The sequence below is a fragment of the Novosphingobium sp. BL-S-32 genome (assembly GCF_056857055.1).
In genome coordinates, this window is sequence record NZ_CM166476.1 from 823,808 (window position 1) to 840,442 (window position 16,635).

Annotated in this window: 14 protein-coding genes and 3 tRNA genes; 11 read left to right on the top strand and 6 right to left on the bottom strand. The window is 63.9% G+C overall.

Annotated features, from left to right (window positions below):
• Positions 1-225 precede the first annotated feature (225 nt).
• Positions 226-1,452 carry a glycosyltransferase gene (locus AC1VVK_RS03820; RefSeq protein WP_482904441.1) on the bottom strand — a complete coding sequence of 409 codons (1,227 nt, stop codon included), beginning with the start codon at positions 1,450-1,452 and terminating at the stop codon, positions 226-228.
• Positions 1,453-1,475: 23 nt separating this feature from the next.
• A complete protein-coding gene (locus AC1VVK_RS03825) occupies positions 1,476-2,048 on the bottom strand; it encodes a helix-turn-helix transcriptional regulator (RefSeq protein WP_482904442.1) in 573 nt (190 codons plus the stop codon).
• Between the two features lie 88 nt (positions 2,049-2,136).
• On the opposite strand from AC1VVK_RS03825, the gene AC1VVK_RS03830 reads away from it, so the two are divergent.
• Positions 2,137-2,619 carry a DUF6456 domain-containing protein gene (locus AC1VVK_RS03830; protein WP_482904443.1) on the top strand — a complete coding sequence of 161 codons (483 nt, stop codon included), beginning with the start codon at positions 2,137-2,139 and terminating at the stop codon, positions 2,617-2,619.
• Positions 2,620-2,704: 85 nt separating this feature from the next.
• On the opposite strand, the gene secF is transcribed toward AC1VVK_RS03830, so the two are convergent.
• Genes secF through yajC form a run of 3 tightly spaced genes read right to left on the bottom strand, consistent with a single transcriptional unit; the run spans position 2,705 to position 5,697 of the window.
• The gene (gene secF / locus AC1VVK_RS03835; RefSeq protein ID WP_482904444.1) at positions 2,705-3,691 is read right to left on the bottom strand and encodes a protein translocase subunit SecF; all 987 of its coding nucleotides are present in this window, start codon (positions 3,689-3,691) and stop codon (positions 2,705-2,707) included.
• Between the two features lie 13 nt (positions 3,692-3,704).
• Positions 3,705-5,321, bottom strand: coding sequence for a protein translocase subunit SecD (gene secD / locus AC1VVK_RS03840; protein ID WP_482904445.1), 1,617 nt, complete (start codon positions 5,319-5,321; stop codon positions 3,705-3,707).
• A 40-nt stretch (positions 5,322-5,361) separates the two neighbouring features.
• Positions 5,362-5,697 (bottom strand): preprotein translocase subunit YajC, encoded by a 336-nt coding sequence (gene yajC, locus AC1VVK_RS03845; RefSeq protein WP_132385692.1) that lies wholly within the window; start codon positions 5,695-5,697, stop codon positions 5,362-5,364.
• Positions 5,698-6,004: 307 nt separating this feature from the next.
• Here yajC and AC1VVK_RS03850 point away from each other — a divergent pair.
• The 4 genes from AC1VVK_RS03850 (at position 6,005) to aroQ (ending at position 7,631) form a co-directional block, all read left to right on the top strand.
• Positions 6,005-6,081, top strand: a tRNA-Pro gene (locus tag AC1VVK_RS03850).
• 131 nt (positions 6,082-6,212) lie between these two features.
• Positions 6,213-6,626, top strand: coding sequence for a holin family protein (locus tag AC1VVK_RS03855; RefSeq protein WP_482904446.1), 414 nt, complete (start codon positions 6,213-6,215; stop codon positions 6,624-6,626).
• A gap of 68 nt (positions 6,627-6,694) precedes the next feature.
• Complete coding sequence (locus tag AC1VVK_RS03860) at positions 6,695-7,093, top strand: hypothetical protein (RefSeq protein ID WP_482904447.1); 399 nt, start codon at positions 6,695-6,697, stop codon at positions 7,091-7,093.
• Positions 7,094-7,193: 100 nt separating this feature from the next.
• Positions 7,194-7,631: a type II 3-dehydroquinate dehydratase gene (gene aroQ, locus AC1VVK_RS03865; protein WP_482904448.1), complete on the top strand. Its 438-nt coding sequence runs from the start codon at positions 7,194-7,196 to the stop codon at positions 7,629-7,631.
• Positions 7,632-7,740: 109 nt separating this feature from the next.
• Here the strand turns inward: aroQ and AC1VVK_RS03870 are convergent, their stop codons facing one another.
• Positions 7,741-8,208 (bottom strand): Lrp/AsnC family transcriptional regulator, encoded by a 468-nt coding sequence (locus AC1VVK_RS03870; RefSeq protein WP_132385696.1) that lies wholly within the window; start codon positions 8,206-8,208, stop codon positions 7,741-7,743.
• 315 nt (positions 8,209-8,523) lie between these two features.
• Between AC1VVK_RS03870 and AC1VVK_RS03875 the strand changes: the two genes are divergently transcribed.
• The 6 genes from AC1VVK_RS03875 (at position 8,524) to AC1VVK_RS03900 (ending at position 16,078) form a co-directional block, all read left to right on the top strand.
• Positions 8,524-10,392 carry a histidine kinase gene (locus AC1VVK_RS03875; RefSeq protein ID WP_482904449.1) on the top strand — a complete coding sequence of 623 codons (1,869 nt, stop codon included), beginning with the start codon at positions 8,524-8,526 and terminating at the stop codon, positions 10,390-10,392.
• A gap of 47 nt (positions 10,393-10,439) precedes the next feature.
• Positions 10,440-11,444, top strand: coding sequence for a polysaccharide deacetylase family protein (locus AC1VVK_RS03880; protein ID WP_482904450.1), 1,005 nt, complete (start codon positions 10,440-10,442; stop codon positions 11,442-11,444).
• A gap of 62 nt (positions 11,445-11,506) precedes the next feature.
• A tRNA-Ile gene (locus tag AC1VVK_RS03885) sits at positions 11,507-11,582 on the top strand.
• Between the two features lie 49 nt (positions 11,583-11,631).
• Positions 11,632-11,708: transfer RNA gene (locus tag AC1VVK_RS03890), tRNA-Pro, on the top strand.
• 634 nt (positions 11,709-12,342) lie between these two features.
• Positions 12,343-13,425 carry an IS5 family transposase gene (locus tag AC1VVK_RS03895; protein WP_482905110.1) on the top strand — a complete coding sequence of 361 codons (1,083 nt, stop codon included), beginning with the start codon at positions 12,343-12,345 and terminating at the stop codon, positions 13,423-13,425.
• A gap of 151 nt (positions 13,426-13,576) precedes the next feature.
• Entirely contained in the window at positions 13,577-16,078 is a 2,502-nt protein-coding gene (locus AC1VVK_RS03900; RefSeq protein WP_482904451.1) for a TonB-dependent receptor, read from the top strand.
• Positions 16,079-16,635: the final 557 nt, after the last annotated feature.

Consider the following 16,635-nt stretch of genomic DNA (forward strand, 5'->3'; position numbering starts at 1 on the left):
GTGCATCCACTTCCCGGAGATGCACACGCCCGACACTCGAAAGCGAAGCCGAGTTACCAGTCCCAAACCGTCGTCGCCCCCGCGAAGGCGGGGGCCCCGCTTCCTGGCGACCTCGCGCCTAGCGCAAAAGAAGCGGGATCCCCGCCTTCGCGGGGATGACGGGGTTGCAGCTGGAGTGCACCTTCAGATCGGGAATCAAGTCTGCTTTACGGGCAACGCTTAAATCTACCCCGTGAGCGCTGCGGCGCCCTCGTCTTCGAGCGACCTTCCGTCCAGCACCGCGCGCCAGAAGCGTACAAGGTTCTGCGCATTCACGCCCCATGAGAACCGGGCGACATTGGCCGAAACCTGCTCTTGGCTCGGCGGGTCGGCGAGAATGGCATGCACCGCCTCGGCAATTGCCTCGGGCGTGCGTTCGGCAAGGCGGCCAGCGCTTGGGTCCTTCACCACCTCGCGCGCGCCGCCGATATCGGGAACGACGATCGGGGTGCCGCAGGCCAGCCCCTCGATCCAGACATTGGCAAGCCCCTCGCTCGCCGAGGGCAGCACCAGCACATCGGCCGCGCAGAGCAAGTGCGGCAGGAGATCGTGACCGACCTGCCCGAGAAACTGCACGCGGTCGGCAACGCCGAGCGAATGGGCAAGCCCGCGCAATGCCTTTTCGTCCGCGCCCACGCCCGCCAGCGCAAGGCGCACACCCGGCAGATGCGCCAGCGCCTCGATCACCAGCCGCTGGCCCTTGCGCGGGATCAGCGAACCCGGCGTCACCAGCAGCGGCCCCACCGACCAGACGCCAAGGTCCGGCAGCGCCGAGACCAAGGCCCGCGCCGCGCCGCGCTCGATGGGATGAAAACGCTCACGGTCGAGGCCGGTATAATGCACGCCGATCCGATCTCCCGGCATGCCGAGCGCGATCATGTCTTCACGCAGCGCCTCACTGACCGCCAGCATGCCGCTCGCCTGCCGCGACGCCTTGAGCATCTGCGCGAGCGCGGCCGCGCGTTGCCCCCAGTAATGGATATCGGCGCCGCGCGATTTGATCGTCAGCGGCACGCCCAGTTCCCGCGCCACGATCGCGGCGGCGGGGCCGTCGGGGAAGAAGAACTGCGCATCGACAAGGTCGAACGGCTGCTCGGCATGCAACTGACGCGCGAGAGGCAGGATCGCCTTGGCAATCCGCCCCGGATTGCTGTCGCCGCCGATTTTCGGGATCAGCGTGAACTTGGGATAGAGCACTGCAATGCCCGAAGCGTCGCTCGCCTCAGGCAGTTCGCGCAGCGCGTCGTAGGGCTTGCGGCGCGACAGCGGCCATGGCGGCACACCGACCGGGCTCACCATCACGAGATCGACGGCGCAGTTGGCGACCACCGCGCGCATCTGGTTGCCCACGAATATCCCGAAGGACGGCTTCGCGGGGTTGGGGAACAGCGTGGCTATCGAAAGGATGCGCATGACGTGCCCCTACGCGTGAGAAGTTAGAGCTTTCTGACCAGCATCTCCGCAACCGCCAGCCACTGCGGATGTTCCACCAGCACTTGCCTCTGGCCGATGGCCGGAGGCAGCAGCGCGATGCGATCCCCGTCACAATCGATCAGGCGCCCGAACGCGAAGCGCCCGACGGGACGCGGCACCAGCACATCGCGGTTGAGCGCCCGCGCCGCCTGCCCCGGAGGCAACTGCCGCAGCCAGACCTGATCTCCCGCACGGTACTCGCCCGAGGAGGCCTCCACTTCCAGCACTAGCCAGGGCGCTTCGGCGGCGAGTTCGTGCGGTGGCACCGCTTCACGTGGCGCATGCGGCGCTTCCGGCCCGGCTTCGGTCAGGACCGCGACGATCATCGCCGGTTCGCGCGTTTCGCTGCGCAGCAGAAGTTCGGGTTCCACCTCAAGCGCGGCGGCGATGCGGTTCATCCAGCCAAGCGACAGCGTCCGCGTGCCGGTTTCAAGCCGCCCGATGGTTTGCGCCGTCGTCGCCGGACGGCAGGCGGCGGCCACATCCGCCAAAGTAAGGCCTTTCTGCTGCCGAATGTCACGAATGCGGTTGATCACGGGCGCCTCGAAATAACCAATTAGGTTTTCTATTTCCTACAATCACTCCAGTTTGGCAAGTTGCGACCTTCTGTAAACTCTGGAAGCCATGAAGCAGCATCTTGTCGAACGCCCGCTCACAAGCGAGGGTCCGGCCCAGCTCGGTGCCGATTCGCCCAAACGGCGGGGGTCGCGCAGCGTGACCGTCAATCTCGCCGAATCCTCGCTATCCTGGCTCCATGCACGTGGCCATTTGAGCGACCGCCGGTTCGCCGCCGGCGAACTCCTGCGCGCTGACTGGGAACGCGCGCAGCTTTCGCCGCGCGTGACGATGCACTGGGCCCCGGTCCGCGTCGGTGGCGGCGGGGCGGACCTCACCCCCGGCGAACGCCAGATCGCTGCCAAGGCCCGGTTCGACGGCGCCATCGCTGCCGCCGGTTCAGGGCTCGCCGACGTGCTGTGGCGCGTGGTCTGCGCCGGCGAGACAGTGCCAACTGCGGAAAAGACGCTGGGCTGGCCGGTGCGCAGCGGCAAGCTGGTGCTCGGCCTCGCGCTTGACCGGGTGGCGGACTTTTACAGGATCGCGAAATAGCCCTGCCCACCCGCCGTTCCCGGCGCGAAAAAGGGGCCGTTCCCTCGCAGGAGCGGCCCCTTTTCCTGTCAGTCAGCAGTCGGCGTCAGGGACGCGCGCTGCGCTCGCGGGCGAGGCGTTCCTGACGGTCGATCTCGCTCTCGGTCTTGACGAAGCTGTCGCTGCTCACGCCCAGCCAGATCAGGATCGGCGCCGCCATGTAGATCGAGCTGTAAGTACCGACGAAGATGCCCAGCACGATCGCGGCGGTGAAGCCGAAGATCACGTCCGGACCCAGCAGCAGCAGCGAAACCAGCGTGATCAGCATCGACAGCGAAGTGACGATGGTGCGAGCGAGCGTCTCGTTGACCGAAAGGTCGAGCAGCTCGGGCATCGGCATCTTGCGATACTTCTTCATGTTCTCGCGGATACGGTCGTAGACGACGATCGTGTCGTTCAGCGAGTAACCGATCAGCGTCAGCAGCGCGGCAACGATGTTGAGGTCGAACTCCATCTGCGTGATCGCGAAGAGGCCGAGCGTCAGCGTCACGTCGTGCACGAGGCTGAACAGCGCGCCGACACCGAATTGCCACTCGAAGCGGATCCAGATATAGGCCGCCACCGCCAGCGCTGCGAGGCCGAGTGCGAGCATGGCGCTGCGGCCAAGCTCGCCCGAGACCTTGCCCGTGACCGAATCGACGCCGTCGATACGAGCATCGGCATGGTTCGAGCGGATGTCGGTGGTGATCGTGCGCGACATGGCGTCCGACAGCTTCGGATTCTTGTCCCCGCCGGTCGGCAGCTTCATGCGGATCGAAATTTCGTTCGGCTTGCCGAAGCGCTGGATGATCGGCTCGCCGTAACCCAGCTTGTCGATCTCCTTGCTGAGCACCTCGACGGGGGCGTTGGTGCCCTCCGCAAAGGTCACGCGGATCACCTGGCCGCCGACGAAGTCGACGCCAAGATTAAGGCCCTTGGTGACGACGAGGCCGATCGAGGCCGCCATGAGCACAAGGCTCATGACGTAGAACGGCACCCGCCACCGCAGGAAGTGGATGTTGGTGTGGTCGGGAACGAGCTTGAGGAGCTTCATCTGTCCTCTCCTCTTACAGGTTCAGGTCCGCCGGCCGCGTCTTGCGCAGCCAGCCGGCGACCCACATGCGGGTCATGGTCACGGCAGTGAACACGGACGTGGCGATGCCGATCAACAGAACGATGGCGAAGCCGCGCACCGGGCCGGTGCCGAAAGCCGCCATGAGCACGGCAGCGATGACGTTGGTGATATTGGCGTCGAAGATCGCGCGGCTGGCTTCCTTGTAGCCGAGTTCCACCGCTTGCAGCACGCGCCGGCCACGATGGCGTTCCTCGCGGATACGTTCGTTGATCAGCACGTTGGCGTCGACCGCAGCACCGATGGTGAGCACGAAGCCGGCGATGCCGGGCAGCGTCAGCGTGGTACCGAACAGGCTCATCACACCAAGGATCATCAGCAGGTTCACCACCAGCGCGCAGCAGGCATAGACGCCGAAGCGGCCATAGGTGACGAGGATGAAGATCATCAGCAAGCCGGTGCCCACGCCCATGGCGATGGCCCCCTTGTGGATCGAATCGGCGCCGAGGTCGGGACCGACGGTGCGCTCCTCCACCACGGTGAGATCGACCGGCAGCGCGCCCGAACGCAGCGCAATCGCGAGCTGCGTGGCCGACTGGACCGTGAAGCTGCCCGAGATCTGCGCGCCGCCGCCGAGGATCGGCTCGCGGATGCTGGGAGCCGAGAGCACCTTGCCGTCAAGGATGATGGCGAAGCGCTTGCCGACGTTCTCGGTGGTCAGCTTGGCGAACTTCTCGCCGCCCTGCTGGTTGAAGGTGATCGAGACGACCGGTGTGTTGGTCTTGGGTTCGAAGGCTTGCTTGGCATCGGTGAGTTCGTCACCCTTGATGCCGCCGAGGCGCTTGACGGCCAGAACCGGGACGCCCTGCGATGCCGGATCCTTCGGATCGGCCCAGGGGACGAGTTCCGAACCCGGGGGAACCACGCCCTTGGCAAGGTCGCTGGGCACGGCGGTCTCATCGACCATCTTGAATTCAAGCTTGGCGGTCTGGCCCAGCAGGTTCTTCAGCGCCTGCGGATCCTGAAGACCGGGGACCTGCACGTCGATGCGCGTACCGCCAAGGCGGCGGATATCGGGCTCCTTGGTGCCCAACGCGTCGATACGCTTGCGCACGACGTCGACCGCGGTCTCCATCGCGTTGTTGATCGCAAGGTCGATACCGGCCTGCGTCGGCACGAGCACGAAGCGCGATCCGTCAACCACCTGGATGTCCCAGTCGCGCTGGCCAGAGAGGCCCGCGCCGGAGGTCAGCGGCAGGATCGCTTCACGCGCGGCATCGACCTGCGAAGGGTCGCGCACCGTGAAGGAGAGCTTGCCGCCGGAGCTGGAAACGTCACCGATGGCAATGCGCGGCTCGCTCTGGCCAAGGCGCGTGCGCACCGATTCTTCCATGCCTTCCAGACGCTGCTGGGTGACCTGGTCACGATTGGCTTCGAGCAGCAGGCGGCTGCCGCCGGCAAGGTCAAGGCCGAGATTGATCTTGGGCTCGGGCAATGCCGAGGGCCAGCGCACGTTCGGTGTGAGCGCGACCAGCGAAGGCAGGGCGCAGACGCAGAAGAACAGCGTCAGCGCCCAGTACCAGGCCTTCTTCCAGGTGGAAAATTCGAGCATAGCCTCAGGCTTCTCTTTTTCTGATTTTAGGGCCGAAGCCTCAGTCGTTGGCGGGCTTGGAACCGGCGGGCGGAATGACGTCGACGATGGTCGACTTCACGGCCTTGACCTTCACGCCCTGGGCGATCTCGATCTCGACATAGTTATCATCGACCTTGAGGACCTTGCCGACGAAACCGCCGCCGGTCAGCACTTCGTCACCGCGCTTCAGCTCGGAAAGCTTGCTGCGGTGTTCCTTCTGCTGCTTCATCTGCGGACGCATGATGAGGAACCAGAAGATCGCGGCCATCGCCACGAAGGGCAGATACTGGATCCATGCGGGCGGAGCGCCCGCGGGCGCGGCGGCGGCAAGCTGGTTGAGAATCGAGCTTTGCATTGAGATGAAGGGCCTTCTTGTCGTTTCGTCCCGGCGCGAATCGCGCGTTGCATCGGATGTGCCGCACGCCCCGCCCCGAAATACCGTCGCCGGATTTCACCGGATGGGCGCGGTTAGCAATAAAGCGGAAGGCTGGCAACGCGCGCACTCGCGGGCGAAAGCGCCCCCTGCCCCCCAATGTCACGGGCAAATGGCCATCTTCGGCGCCACTTCAAGGCCTGAGGCATTCATCCACAGGGCCCGTGAAGAAAGTGAAGAAAGGGTGCTTGCGCTATCCGAATGACCTGCCTATAGGCCGCGCTCCGGTCGGGACGTAGCGCAGCCTGGTAGCGCATCACACTGGGGGTGTGGGGGTCGGAGGTTCGAATCCTCTCGTCCCGACCAATTTTCCAAACATCGTCGACAATGCAAATTCCCCCCTTCGGGGATCCTCGACGCGCGTTTGCGGCATTTTCCTACACGAACCGATTTGGTTATCTGGTTGCGAGCAACAATCCGAAAGGGAGTGCTCGTCCATGCCGCTGCTCGATTCGATTATCGATCCCATCGCCAAGATCATCGACAAGGTCATCCCCGACCCCGAAGCGCGCGACCGCGCCAAGCTGGAACTGCTCAAGCAGGAAAACAGCCAGGATCTCGAGATGCTGCAGGCCAGCCTCTCGGCCATCATCGCCGAGGCCAATTCCACCGATCCCTGGACCAGTCGCGCACGGCCCAGCTTTCTATATGTTATGTATGCCATGCTGCTCTGGTCGCTGCCGATGGGCCTGATCGGCGCGCTCAGCCCAGCGACTGCCCACGCCATCGCCGAAAGCATGACCGCTTACCTCAACGGCATTCCCGAACCGCTCTATGCCCTCTTCGGCACCGGCTACCTTGGCTATTCGGCGATACGCCAGTGGGGAAAGACCAAGGGCTCAGATCGCTAACATTGCGCTAACGCTTCGGTGATAAACCTCCTCGCAAGGCCTTCGGGTCCCTTGCGAGGAGCATTTGCGTGTTTCGGAATGTCGTGCGTTCGCTGGTGCTGGTGGCACCGGCACTTGTCCTGACCGGTGCGCTGACCGGCTGCGGCCAGAGCCGCGAAGCGGAACTCGAACAACAGCTTGCCGAGGCGAAGGCGGAGACGGCAAAGGCTGAGGCAGCCAATCAGGCCGCTGCGCGGGCAACGGCAGATGCCGCCGCGAAGCAGGCCCACGACGCCGAACTCGCCCAGTTCTATCAGGGCGAATCCACTCCGCAGGATGCCGCTCAGCAACCTGATGACAAGCCGGCGGACACCCCTCCGCCCGCCCCCGATGCCGCGCCAGCTCAGGCCGCCGCCCCTGCAGCATCCGGCCCCGTCATGAACAACGGACCCTTCCGCGTCGGCGTCCAGACAGAGCCTGTCGGCTGACGGCACCGCCGCGCGCTTTGCAGGACCGGTGCAGTTGCGCTAGAGCGGCAGCGTCCGGCCGCGTTCCGCGTGTCGGCAAGTTCATGGAGACATTCGCGAAATGACAGCCAGGCTGGTCTATGTGCTCAACGGGCCGAACCTCAACCGGCTGGGCCTGCGCGAACCGGGCATCTACGGATCGCAGACGCTGGATGACATTGCCGCCATGCTGGTCGAACGCGGAGAAGCGCTCGGTTGCGAGATCGACATGCGCCAGTCGAACCACGAAGGCCACCTTGTCGACTGGCTGCATGAGGCCGAGGACAACGGCGCCCATGCCGTCCTGCTGAACGCGGGCGCCTATACGCACACGTCGATCGCGCTGCTCGACGCCATCCGCGCCATCAAGGTGCCGGTGATCGAGGTCCATCTCTCGAACCCGCACACGCGCGAGGAATTCCGCCACAAATCCTGGGTCGGCATGGCCGCGAAGGGCACTGTGGCCGGCTTCGGTGCGCAGAGTTACATCGTGGCACTGGAAGCCGCTGCGGGATTGTGACTGTCGGCGGCAACACGGCAACCCATGGTTCGCCGGCCTGCCGCCATATCAGTGGATTGAATTGCACCCCCGTCCGGCACGGCCCGCCATGCGGACCGGCGCGAGAGCCTCAGCCTTCCAGCGGCACTCCGGGCACGTTCTTGGCCGTGCGGATCGTCAGCGAGGTCTTGACGCTGTCCACGTTCGGTGCCGGGGTCAGCTTGCTGGTGAGGAACTCCTGGAAGCTCTGAAGGTCGCGGCTGACAATCTTCAGTATAAAGTCGATTTCGCCGTTGAGCATGTGGCATTCACGCACTTCGGGCAGACCCTTCATGTGGTCCTCGAACGCGCGCAGCGATTCCTCGGCCTGGCTCTTGAGGCTGACCAATGCGAAAACGGTGATGGTGAAGCCGAGTTTCGAGGCATCCAGATCGGCGTGATAGCCCTGGATAATGCCCGATTCTTCAAGGCTGCGGACGCGGCGAAGGCACGGCGGCGCGGTCAGGCCCACGCGCTGCGCCAGTTCGACGTTGGTGATGCGACCTTCGCTCTGCAGCTCTGCGAGCAGGCGGCGGTCGATTTCATCAAGATTGATCATGCGAATCTTTCCTTGCGGGCGCGCCGGCGTCGTCCAGCATGTAACTTCCACTCGAAAACACGTGCACCCCTGTAATATTATTATCCCATAGCGTAATTGTACCGCATTGCAACGCCTAGAAACCGACCGCTTTCGCTGTCTGCACCGTTTGCCAGCGGCGTTTATCCACCGTAGAATCCGAGGAAGTGCGCGGCTTGGTGACCTCTCCTTAAGCGATTTGCGTTAAAGTCGCCGCCAAGGGGCAAATTAGAGTGTCAGTTTGAAGTCCGGCGGCGGATTGGCGCATGAGCGGCCACCGGACGGTTTGGAGCGGGAATGCATTTCGACGATCGTCTTGCCACGGTGTTGCGACTGCCAACTACGGGCGAGGCACTGGCACGTATCCAGTACCGGCAACTGGTCGATATACTCGGCCGGCTGCCGGCCAATGCCCGCTCCTGGGCGGTTGCCGCCGGGTTCGCGCAACTGCGCGAACTGGACAAGATCATTCCTGCCGCCGACCGCGCGCGGCTGGTCGCGCAGCCGCTTCAGCCTCTGGCCAACCCGCGCCTTGTCGCGCGCCTTGCCGAAGCCGAGCCGCAAGTGGCCACTGCCGCCGTGCGCACCGCCAATCTGACCGAGGATGCCTGGCTCACGCTGATCCCCGCCCTGCCCATCCGGGCGCGCGGAATCCTGCGTCACCGCCGCGACCTTGGCCCGCAAGTCGATGCCCTGCTCGAACAACTCGGTGTGCAGGACCGGGCTCTTCCGCCGGTCGAGGCGATGGAACTCGACATGTTGCTGGAAGTGGAGGTCGAGGCGCCGCCTGCTCCTACCGCTGCCGCGCCCGCCGCAATTTCGCCGAGCCCGAGTGCGCCTGGCCCTGCTGCTCCGCCGCAGCCCGCCCCCCCTCCTCCGCTCCGCGCCGTCGAAACCGCGCCCTTCGCCGAATTCGGTCAAGCCACTGCCTCGCTGGGCGTCGCGCCGCCGCCTACCAATACGCAGGCCGGGATCGGCGCCATCGTCCGCCGTATCGAGGAATTCCGTAAGGCGCGCGAGGCACTCGGCAACGGGCATCACGACCACGATGGGGCTTTCGACGAGCCGCGCGCACCGCATACCGACGCCGCGCCCAGCCCGCCGCGCGTACCGGCCGCGATCGACTTCAGCACCGATGCCGAAGGCCGCGTATCCTGGGCAGACGGCATCCACGCGCCTTCGCTGATCGGCCTCGACCTTTCCGGCCTCTCCTCCACGGAAGCGCCGGGCATAGAGGCGCCGGCGGGCATCGTCTCGGCCATGCGCCACCGCCTGCCGCTGCGCGCAGCGCAAGTGGAGATCAGCGGCGCCCCCGCGATTCGGGGTACCTGGCAAGTCGATGCCGTTCCTCGCTTCGATCCCGTCAGCGGCCGTTTCATGGGCTATTGCGGCCGCTTGCGCCGTCCCGCCGTGCTCGCCGCAGTCGGCGCCGCCGTGCAAGGCCATGGCGAGGCCGACCGGCTGCGTCAGGTGCTGCACGAGCTGCGCACCCCCGCCAATGCGATTCAGGTCGCCGCCGAAATCATCCAGCAGCAACTCTATGGCCCTGCTCCGCATGAATATCGCGCGCTGGCAGCCGCCATCGCCGGAGACTGCGCTCATATTCTTGCCGGCTTCGAGGAACTGGACCGGCTGGTCCGGCTGGAAACCGGCGTGCTCGGCCTCGAAACCGGGGAATGCGACCTGGGCGCCGTTCTCGCCGAAACGGTGAACCGCCTGAAGGCATGGACCGAGCCACGCCGCAGCGGCTTCGCTCTTATCGCCATGACCGACGACGCGGCATTGCCAGTACCGCTCGACCGTACCGAGGCCGAACGCCTTATCTGGCGCCTGTTCGCGGCGCTCGCCGGGTCCACCGCATTCGACGAGATCCTGCCGGTCGAATGGGGGCGCGAGGATAACGGCGTCATGCTGCGCGTCGCCCTGCCCGCCTCGCTCGCGGCCCGCACGGACGAGAATTTTCACGAAACCTCGTCGAGCGATCGCGGCCACGCGCTGTCTACCGGCATGTTCGGGATCGGCTTCACCCTGCGTCTTGCAGCAGCCGAGGCGGCAGCGGCCGGCGGCAGTCTGCGCCGCACCGGCGCGCGCCTGGAGCTTCACCTGCCCGGGTTGACCGCGCTGGACACAGATCATAGCCATTCATCGCGGAGCCGAGCGCTCTGAATTCAGTCGCCCTACCGGATGCGACCCGATCGGGGGAAAATTCAATCTTGTCGGGGATCAACATCCTTCAGCCGCCCAAGCCGGATGCCTTTGCCCGTTTTCGGGAGGATTTCGGCCAGCGCTTCATCGTTACGGTCGATACCGAGGAAGAGTTCGACTGGGACGCCCCCCTCGATCGTGATCGCTACAGCACGGTCACCGTCTCGGCCCTGCGCCAGTTTCAGGAATTCTGCGAAGGATTCGGCGTCAAGCCGATCTACCTTGTCGATTATCCGGTCGCCGAATCGCCGCGCATACCGGAAGCCATCGGCAACGCCGTCAGCGCCGGGCGCGCCGAAGTGGGCGTCCAACTCCACCCTTGGGTGAGCCCGCCGTTCGACGAAGAGGTCAGCGAGTTCAATTCCTACGCAGGCAATCTTCCCTTCACCCTGGAGCGCGAGAAGTTCGCCCGGCTCCACGCCCGGATCGTCGAGGCCTTCGGGACCGCGCCGCGAATCTATCGCGCCGGCCGCTATGGCCTTGGCCCCCGCACGGCCGAGATCCTCACCGAATTCGGAATCGCCATCGACAGTTCGGTGCGTGCCCGGTTCGATTACAGCAGCGCGGGCGGCCCGAACTACCGCGAACATCCGCTGCGTCCCTACTGGGTGGATCCCGCCAAGCGCCTGCTCGAACTGCCGCTGACCACGGTCTACTGGGGGCCGCTGCGGCAGATGGGCAATGCGATCTACCCGCACCTCTGGCGCGCGCCGCAAGTGCGCGGCGTGCTCGCCCGCACCGGACTGCTCGAACGCATCGCCCTGACGCCCGAGGGAATCAGTGTCGACGAAGCGCTTCGCGGAGTCGATATCGCCATCGACGACGGTCTTCCGGTGCTGGTTTTCTCATTCCACAGCCCTTCGCTGGCCCCCGGGCACACGCCTTACGTACAGGACGTGCAAGATCTCAACAGGTTATATGACTGGTGGCGCCAGCTTTTCGGCCATCTTGCGCGGCGCGGCGTGCTTCCGACGAGCGTTGGCGAAATCATGCACGCAGTCGAGCTTGCCTAGTGCGACGCACCAAGCTAACGGGCTTTCACCCCGGCGCTGTCGATGAGCCGGGGGAACGGTTGGGGCCTGTAGCTCAGCGGTTAGAGCTGGCCGCTCATAACGGCTAGGTCGCGGGTTCGAATCCTGCCGGGCCCACCACCGTAGAGGGCCGGCACGGACCCAACATCATCATCGACGACCGAAGGGTCGGGGAGTGGCGCAGCCCGGTAGCGCGCTTGCTTTGGGAGCAAGATGTCGCAGGTTCGAATCCTGTCTCCCCGACCAATTCGTTTTTCCAAGACATGCTGGAGCTTGCCATGACGGCCCGAGTGGATTTTCCGCTTTCGGTCGCGAAGATGGCGAAGTCCCCGATGAGGCGATGAGCTCGGACCATTTGGGCATCGATCAATGTTGCGACGCGCATCATTCGATCTGTTGAACAAAAATCGTTCGACCAGTTGAACCGGTGAAGATTCGATGTAGGGAGACCTGTCTACGATCGATTCGCAGACCCTAGACTTGTGATACAGCGAAGTTCATAAGAACTGCTACACTGTCTTTGGAATGCAAGATCGATTCAATATTGAATTGGCTTCGGTCAAATCGATTAATGCGAGTCGCACAAAGACAAGTCGCGATTTGTATCGGCAGACATCATCCCGACAGCGATCACTGGGAATTATCGGCGATCGGAATTGCCGCCTCCCAACGCCGACGCTATGCGCCGCAGCGCTATATATCTGAACATAGTCAATAATGCCTGCCCGGAGGCCGCGCTTTGCGGCGCCCGTTCGTATGCCCTGGCATAATAATAAATTCGGAGAGGACAGCGTGCTTACCAAATTGGACACCTCGAAAAACCGCTGGCGCCTAGCGGCTTGAGCTGATTCACTGCCTTTGCACGACGGTGGAGGCGATGATGGCGGGACAGCCGAGTTTCTTCGATCTTTCGGACCGATACGAGGCGTTGAGCGCGGCAGGCGATCCACTTGAACGGCTTGCGACTGTCGTCGACTTCGAGGTTTTCCGCGGTCCGTTGGTAGCAGCACTGCGGCGGAGTGTCCGCGGCAAGGGCGGCAGGCCGCCGTTCGATCCGGTCCTCATGTTCAAGATCCTGGTACTGCAGGCGCTCTACTCGCTGTCTGACGAGGCCACCGAGTTCCAGATTAAGGATCGCTTGTCGTTCCAGCGCTTCCTAGGGCTCGGGCTCGACGGCACGGTGCCGGACGCAACGACGGTGTGGCTGTTCCGCGAGAGGCTGGTCAAGGCCAAGGCGATCGACAGGCTGTTCGCTCGCTTCGATGCCGCGCTCACCGAGCGGGGCTATCTCGCCATGGGTGGGCAGATCATCGACGCCACGGTCGTGCCGGCACCCAAGCAGAGGAACACCGAGGCCGAGAAGATGGCGATCAAGGATGGCCGAGTGCCCGAGGACTGGAAGCCGGCCAAGATCAGGCAGAAGGATCGCGATGCGCGCTGGAGCGTCAAGTACACCAAGGCCAAGGTGAAGGAGGGCGCTGATCCCAAGGCAGCGAAGCCGGTTGACCTCGCTATCCCGATGTTCGGTTACAAGAATCACATCGGCATCGACCGCGCTCATGGCCTCATCCGCACCTGGGACGCGAGCGCCGCCAATGCCCACGACGGCGCGCGGCTGCCTGAGGTGGTCAGCAAGGACAACACCGGCTCGGGCGTTTGGGCCGACACCGCCTACCGGTCCAAGAAGAACGAGGCCTTCCTCGCCAAGGGCATGTTCACCAGCCACATCCATCAGAAGAAGCCGCCACGTCGGCCGATGCCCGAGCGCATCGCCAGGGCCAATGCGAAGCGCTCCGCCGTGCGCTCAGCAGTCGAGCACGTGTTTGCCGGCCAGAAACACCGCATGCGGCTTGTCGTTCGCACCATCGGCATCGCCCGCGCCCGCATCAAAATCGGAATGGCGAACCTCGCCTATAATTTCCAACGCCTCGCCTGGCTTGAGGGGCGAACTGCGCCCGCGTGACGCCGAAAACCGGCCTTAAGGCCGTCCATCACCCGAAAATCACAAGATCAGGAGGACGAAACAGAGGCCCACCGGGCCCTCCCGCGCCGTCACGTCAAAATCATGCCGATTTCAGACAGTTCTTCGAGGTATCCAATTCCAATCGTGCTCCATGATGATCGGCGCCAGTGCAATTGCCTTTGCCTTCGCCGCCTCCCCAGCCGCAGCGCAATCGACAGACAATACGGAAGCCAGCACCAACGACATTATCGTCACCGCACGCCGCGTCGAAGAACGACTGCAGGACGTGCCGATCTCGATTACTGCCTATAATCAGTCGCAACTTGCCGATCGAAATGTCGTCAACTCGCAGGATCTGGCGCGTTACACGCCGTCGCTGTCGGCGAACTCGAACTTCGGCAACGAAAACTCCACTTTCGCTATCCGCGGTTTCGTCCAGGACACCGGCACGGCGCCGTCTGTCGGCGTCTATTTTGCCGACGTCGTTGCGCCGCGCGGCGCGTCGAACAACGTTCCGGTTGGCGACGGCGCCGGTCCGGGCAGCTTCTTCGATCTCTCGAACGTCCAGGTCCTGAAGGGCCCGCAGGGCACGCTGCAAGGCCGCAACACCACCGGCGGTGCCGTCCTTCTGGTCCCGCAGAAGCCCACCGACAACCTTGAGGGCTTTGTCGAAGGATCGATCGGCAATTACGATCTGCGCCGCGTTCAGGCGGTCATCAACATCCCGGTCATGGACTCGCTGCGCATCCGAATGGGTGTCGATCATCAGTCGCGCGACGGTTACATCCACAACAACAGCGGCATTGGGCCCAAGGATTTCGGCGACGTCGACTATACCGCGCTGCGCTTCAGCGCCGTGGCCGATCTCGCGCCCAACCTCGAAAACTACATGATCGTGTCGTACAGCCGCTCGCACACGAACGGCTCGCTGCAGAAGCTGATCGCGGTGGACCCGAATGAAGGCTTCGGCGCGTTTGCGGGCGATCAGCTCACGCGGCAGGGTTCGGGCTTCTACGATGCCTGGCAGACGATGGAAAATCCCTCGTCCAAGGTCGAGCAGTGGCAGATCATCAACACCACGACCTGGCAGGCCAGCGATGCGCTGACGGTCAAGAACATCGCCAGCTACGCCGAACTGCGCGATAATCTTACTTCGCCGCTGTTCGGCACCGATCTCAATACCGCCAACATCGGTCTTCCAAACGGTTCGTTCGGCTTTGCCAGCATCAATCCGCTGCCCAACGGGGCGACGGGCAGCCAGTCGACGTTCACCGAAGAACTCCAGCTTCAGGGCCGCGCCCTTGACGACCGCCTGACCTATCAGGGCGGCGCCTATCTGGAAGTCAGCGATCCGCTCGGCCTGTCCGGTTCGCAGTCGCCGGTCTATGGCAACTGCAACGATCTGGCGGCGCTCTCGTGCACGTCTCCGCTGTCGATGCTTCCGGTCCCCGGCATTCCGCAAGGCGTCGTCAACTACACCGCATCGCGAACCTCGTTCCGTGACGTGGGTCTCTACGCGCAGGCCACTTACAAGCTGACAGAGCAACTGAAGCTGACCGGCGGCTTCCGTTACACCTGGGACCGCGTGATCAACGACAGCCAGCTGGTGACATACACCGGCTTCCCGGCCATGGGTTACAGCACGCCGACCCAGATCTATTGCAGCAACCCCGCGACCAGCAACGCGGCGACGGTAACGGCCGCCACGTTCAATCCCACCACGGATTGCCGCATCAATCTCACGCAGAAGTCGAGCGCGCCGACGTGGCTGATCGACCTTGACTACACCCCGATGCGTGACCTCATGCTCTACGCGAAATACTCTCGCGGTTATCGCACCGGCACGGTCTCTCCCTCGGTTCCCTTGAGCCTTGCTTATGTGCAGCCCGAGAAGGTCGACACGTATGAAGTCGGCATGAAGGGGAGCTTCCGTGAATTCCTGCGCAGCACGCTGAACGTCGCGGCGTTCTACAACGACTTCTCCAACCAGCAGATCCAGCTCGACTTCCTGCAGTACAGCGATCCCACCGGCCTCACCAATCCGCCTAGCGTGTCGCCGACGACGGCACCGGCAAACGCGGGTAGCTCGCGGATCTGGGGCGTCGAGATCGACGGATCGATTTCGCCGTTCCGGGGCTTCACAATCCAGGGCTCCTACGCGCACCTGGACACGAAGATTCGCTCGATCCAGACCTTTACGGTCGATGGCCCGTCGACCGGCTATGAAGTCGTCGGCCAAGCCCAGGTTGGCGATCCCCTGCTGCTGTCGCCGAAGAACAAGTACTCCATCACCGCGACCTATCAGCTGCCGCTGGACGAAGACATCGGCACGATCTCGATCGGCGCGACCTATACCCATACCGACCGGGCGCTCGGCAACTATTCCAGCCGCTTCTACACGAGCCCGGATCCGGCGCTCCAGGCGGAATTCCGCAGCCTGAGCTGGCTGCCGTCGAACAATCTGCTCAACCTCAATGCGAGCTGGAATTCGATCGCCGGCTCGCCGGTCGACCTGGCCTTGTTCGCAACCAATGTGACCAAGGAAAAGTACTACACCTTCCTGCCCGGCATCTCGGGAACCGGCATGCTGGTCGCCTCGCTCGGCGAACCGCGCATGTACGGCCTGCGCCTGAAGGTGCATTTCGGGAACTGATCACGTCCCACAAAATCAGGCCTGCCCGACAGCGCTGCCCAAGGCAGGCCACCACAATTTGCGATCTTCCTCCTTACCCGGTCGGCTTTCCAAGCCGGCCGGGCCTCTTTTTGAGCGCGACCTTGTCCGTCGCAGCCCCTCGACCATAACGAGTGCCTTGCGGTTGAAGATCCGGCGCGCTCGGCTTCCAACCGACGAGTGTGGCTGAACATCGTGTAGCAGCCGTTCCTCCGAAGCTTGTCCCCATGGCCGAGCGGGTGCTGGCTCCGAGCCACCCCGAGATCGTCGCCAATCAGGGAGTTGGCACCGGGGACCTCCATGCCACCATCCTTGCCCTCAACTTGCAGAAGATCGCCGTCCTGAAGCCGTGCTTGCTGCAAACGTGCACCGTGAGAGCCCCGCCTCCGGTTCCGTGACCCCCCGAAAATCCGCACCCTGGCGAAACGGCTTGCCCTGGTGCCCCTTCCTGATGCGCAACCCATAGTTAGCAGCGAGGGACCTTTTGGGAGGCAGGTCAGTGCCATGGGCGCCTTGGTGCGTCCGCATGGTTACACTTT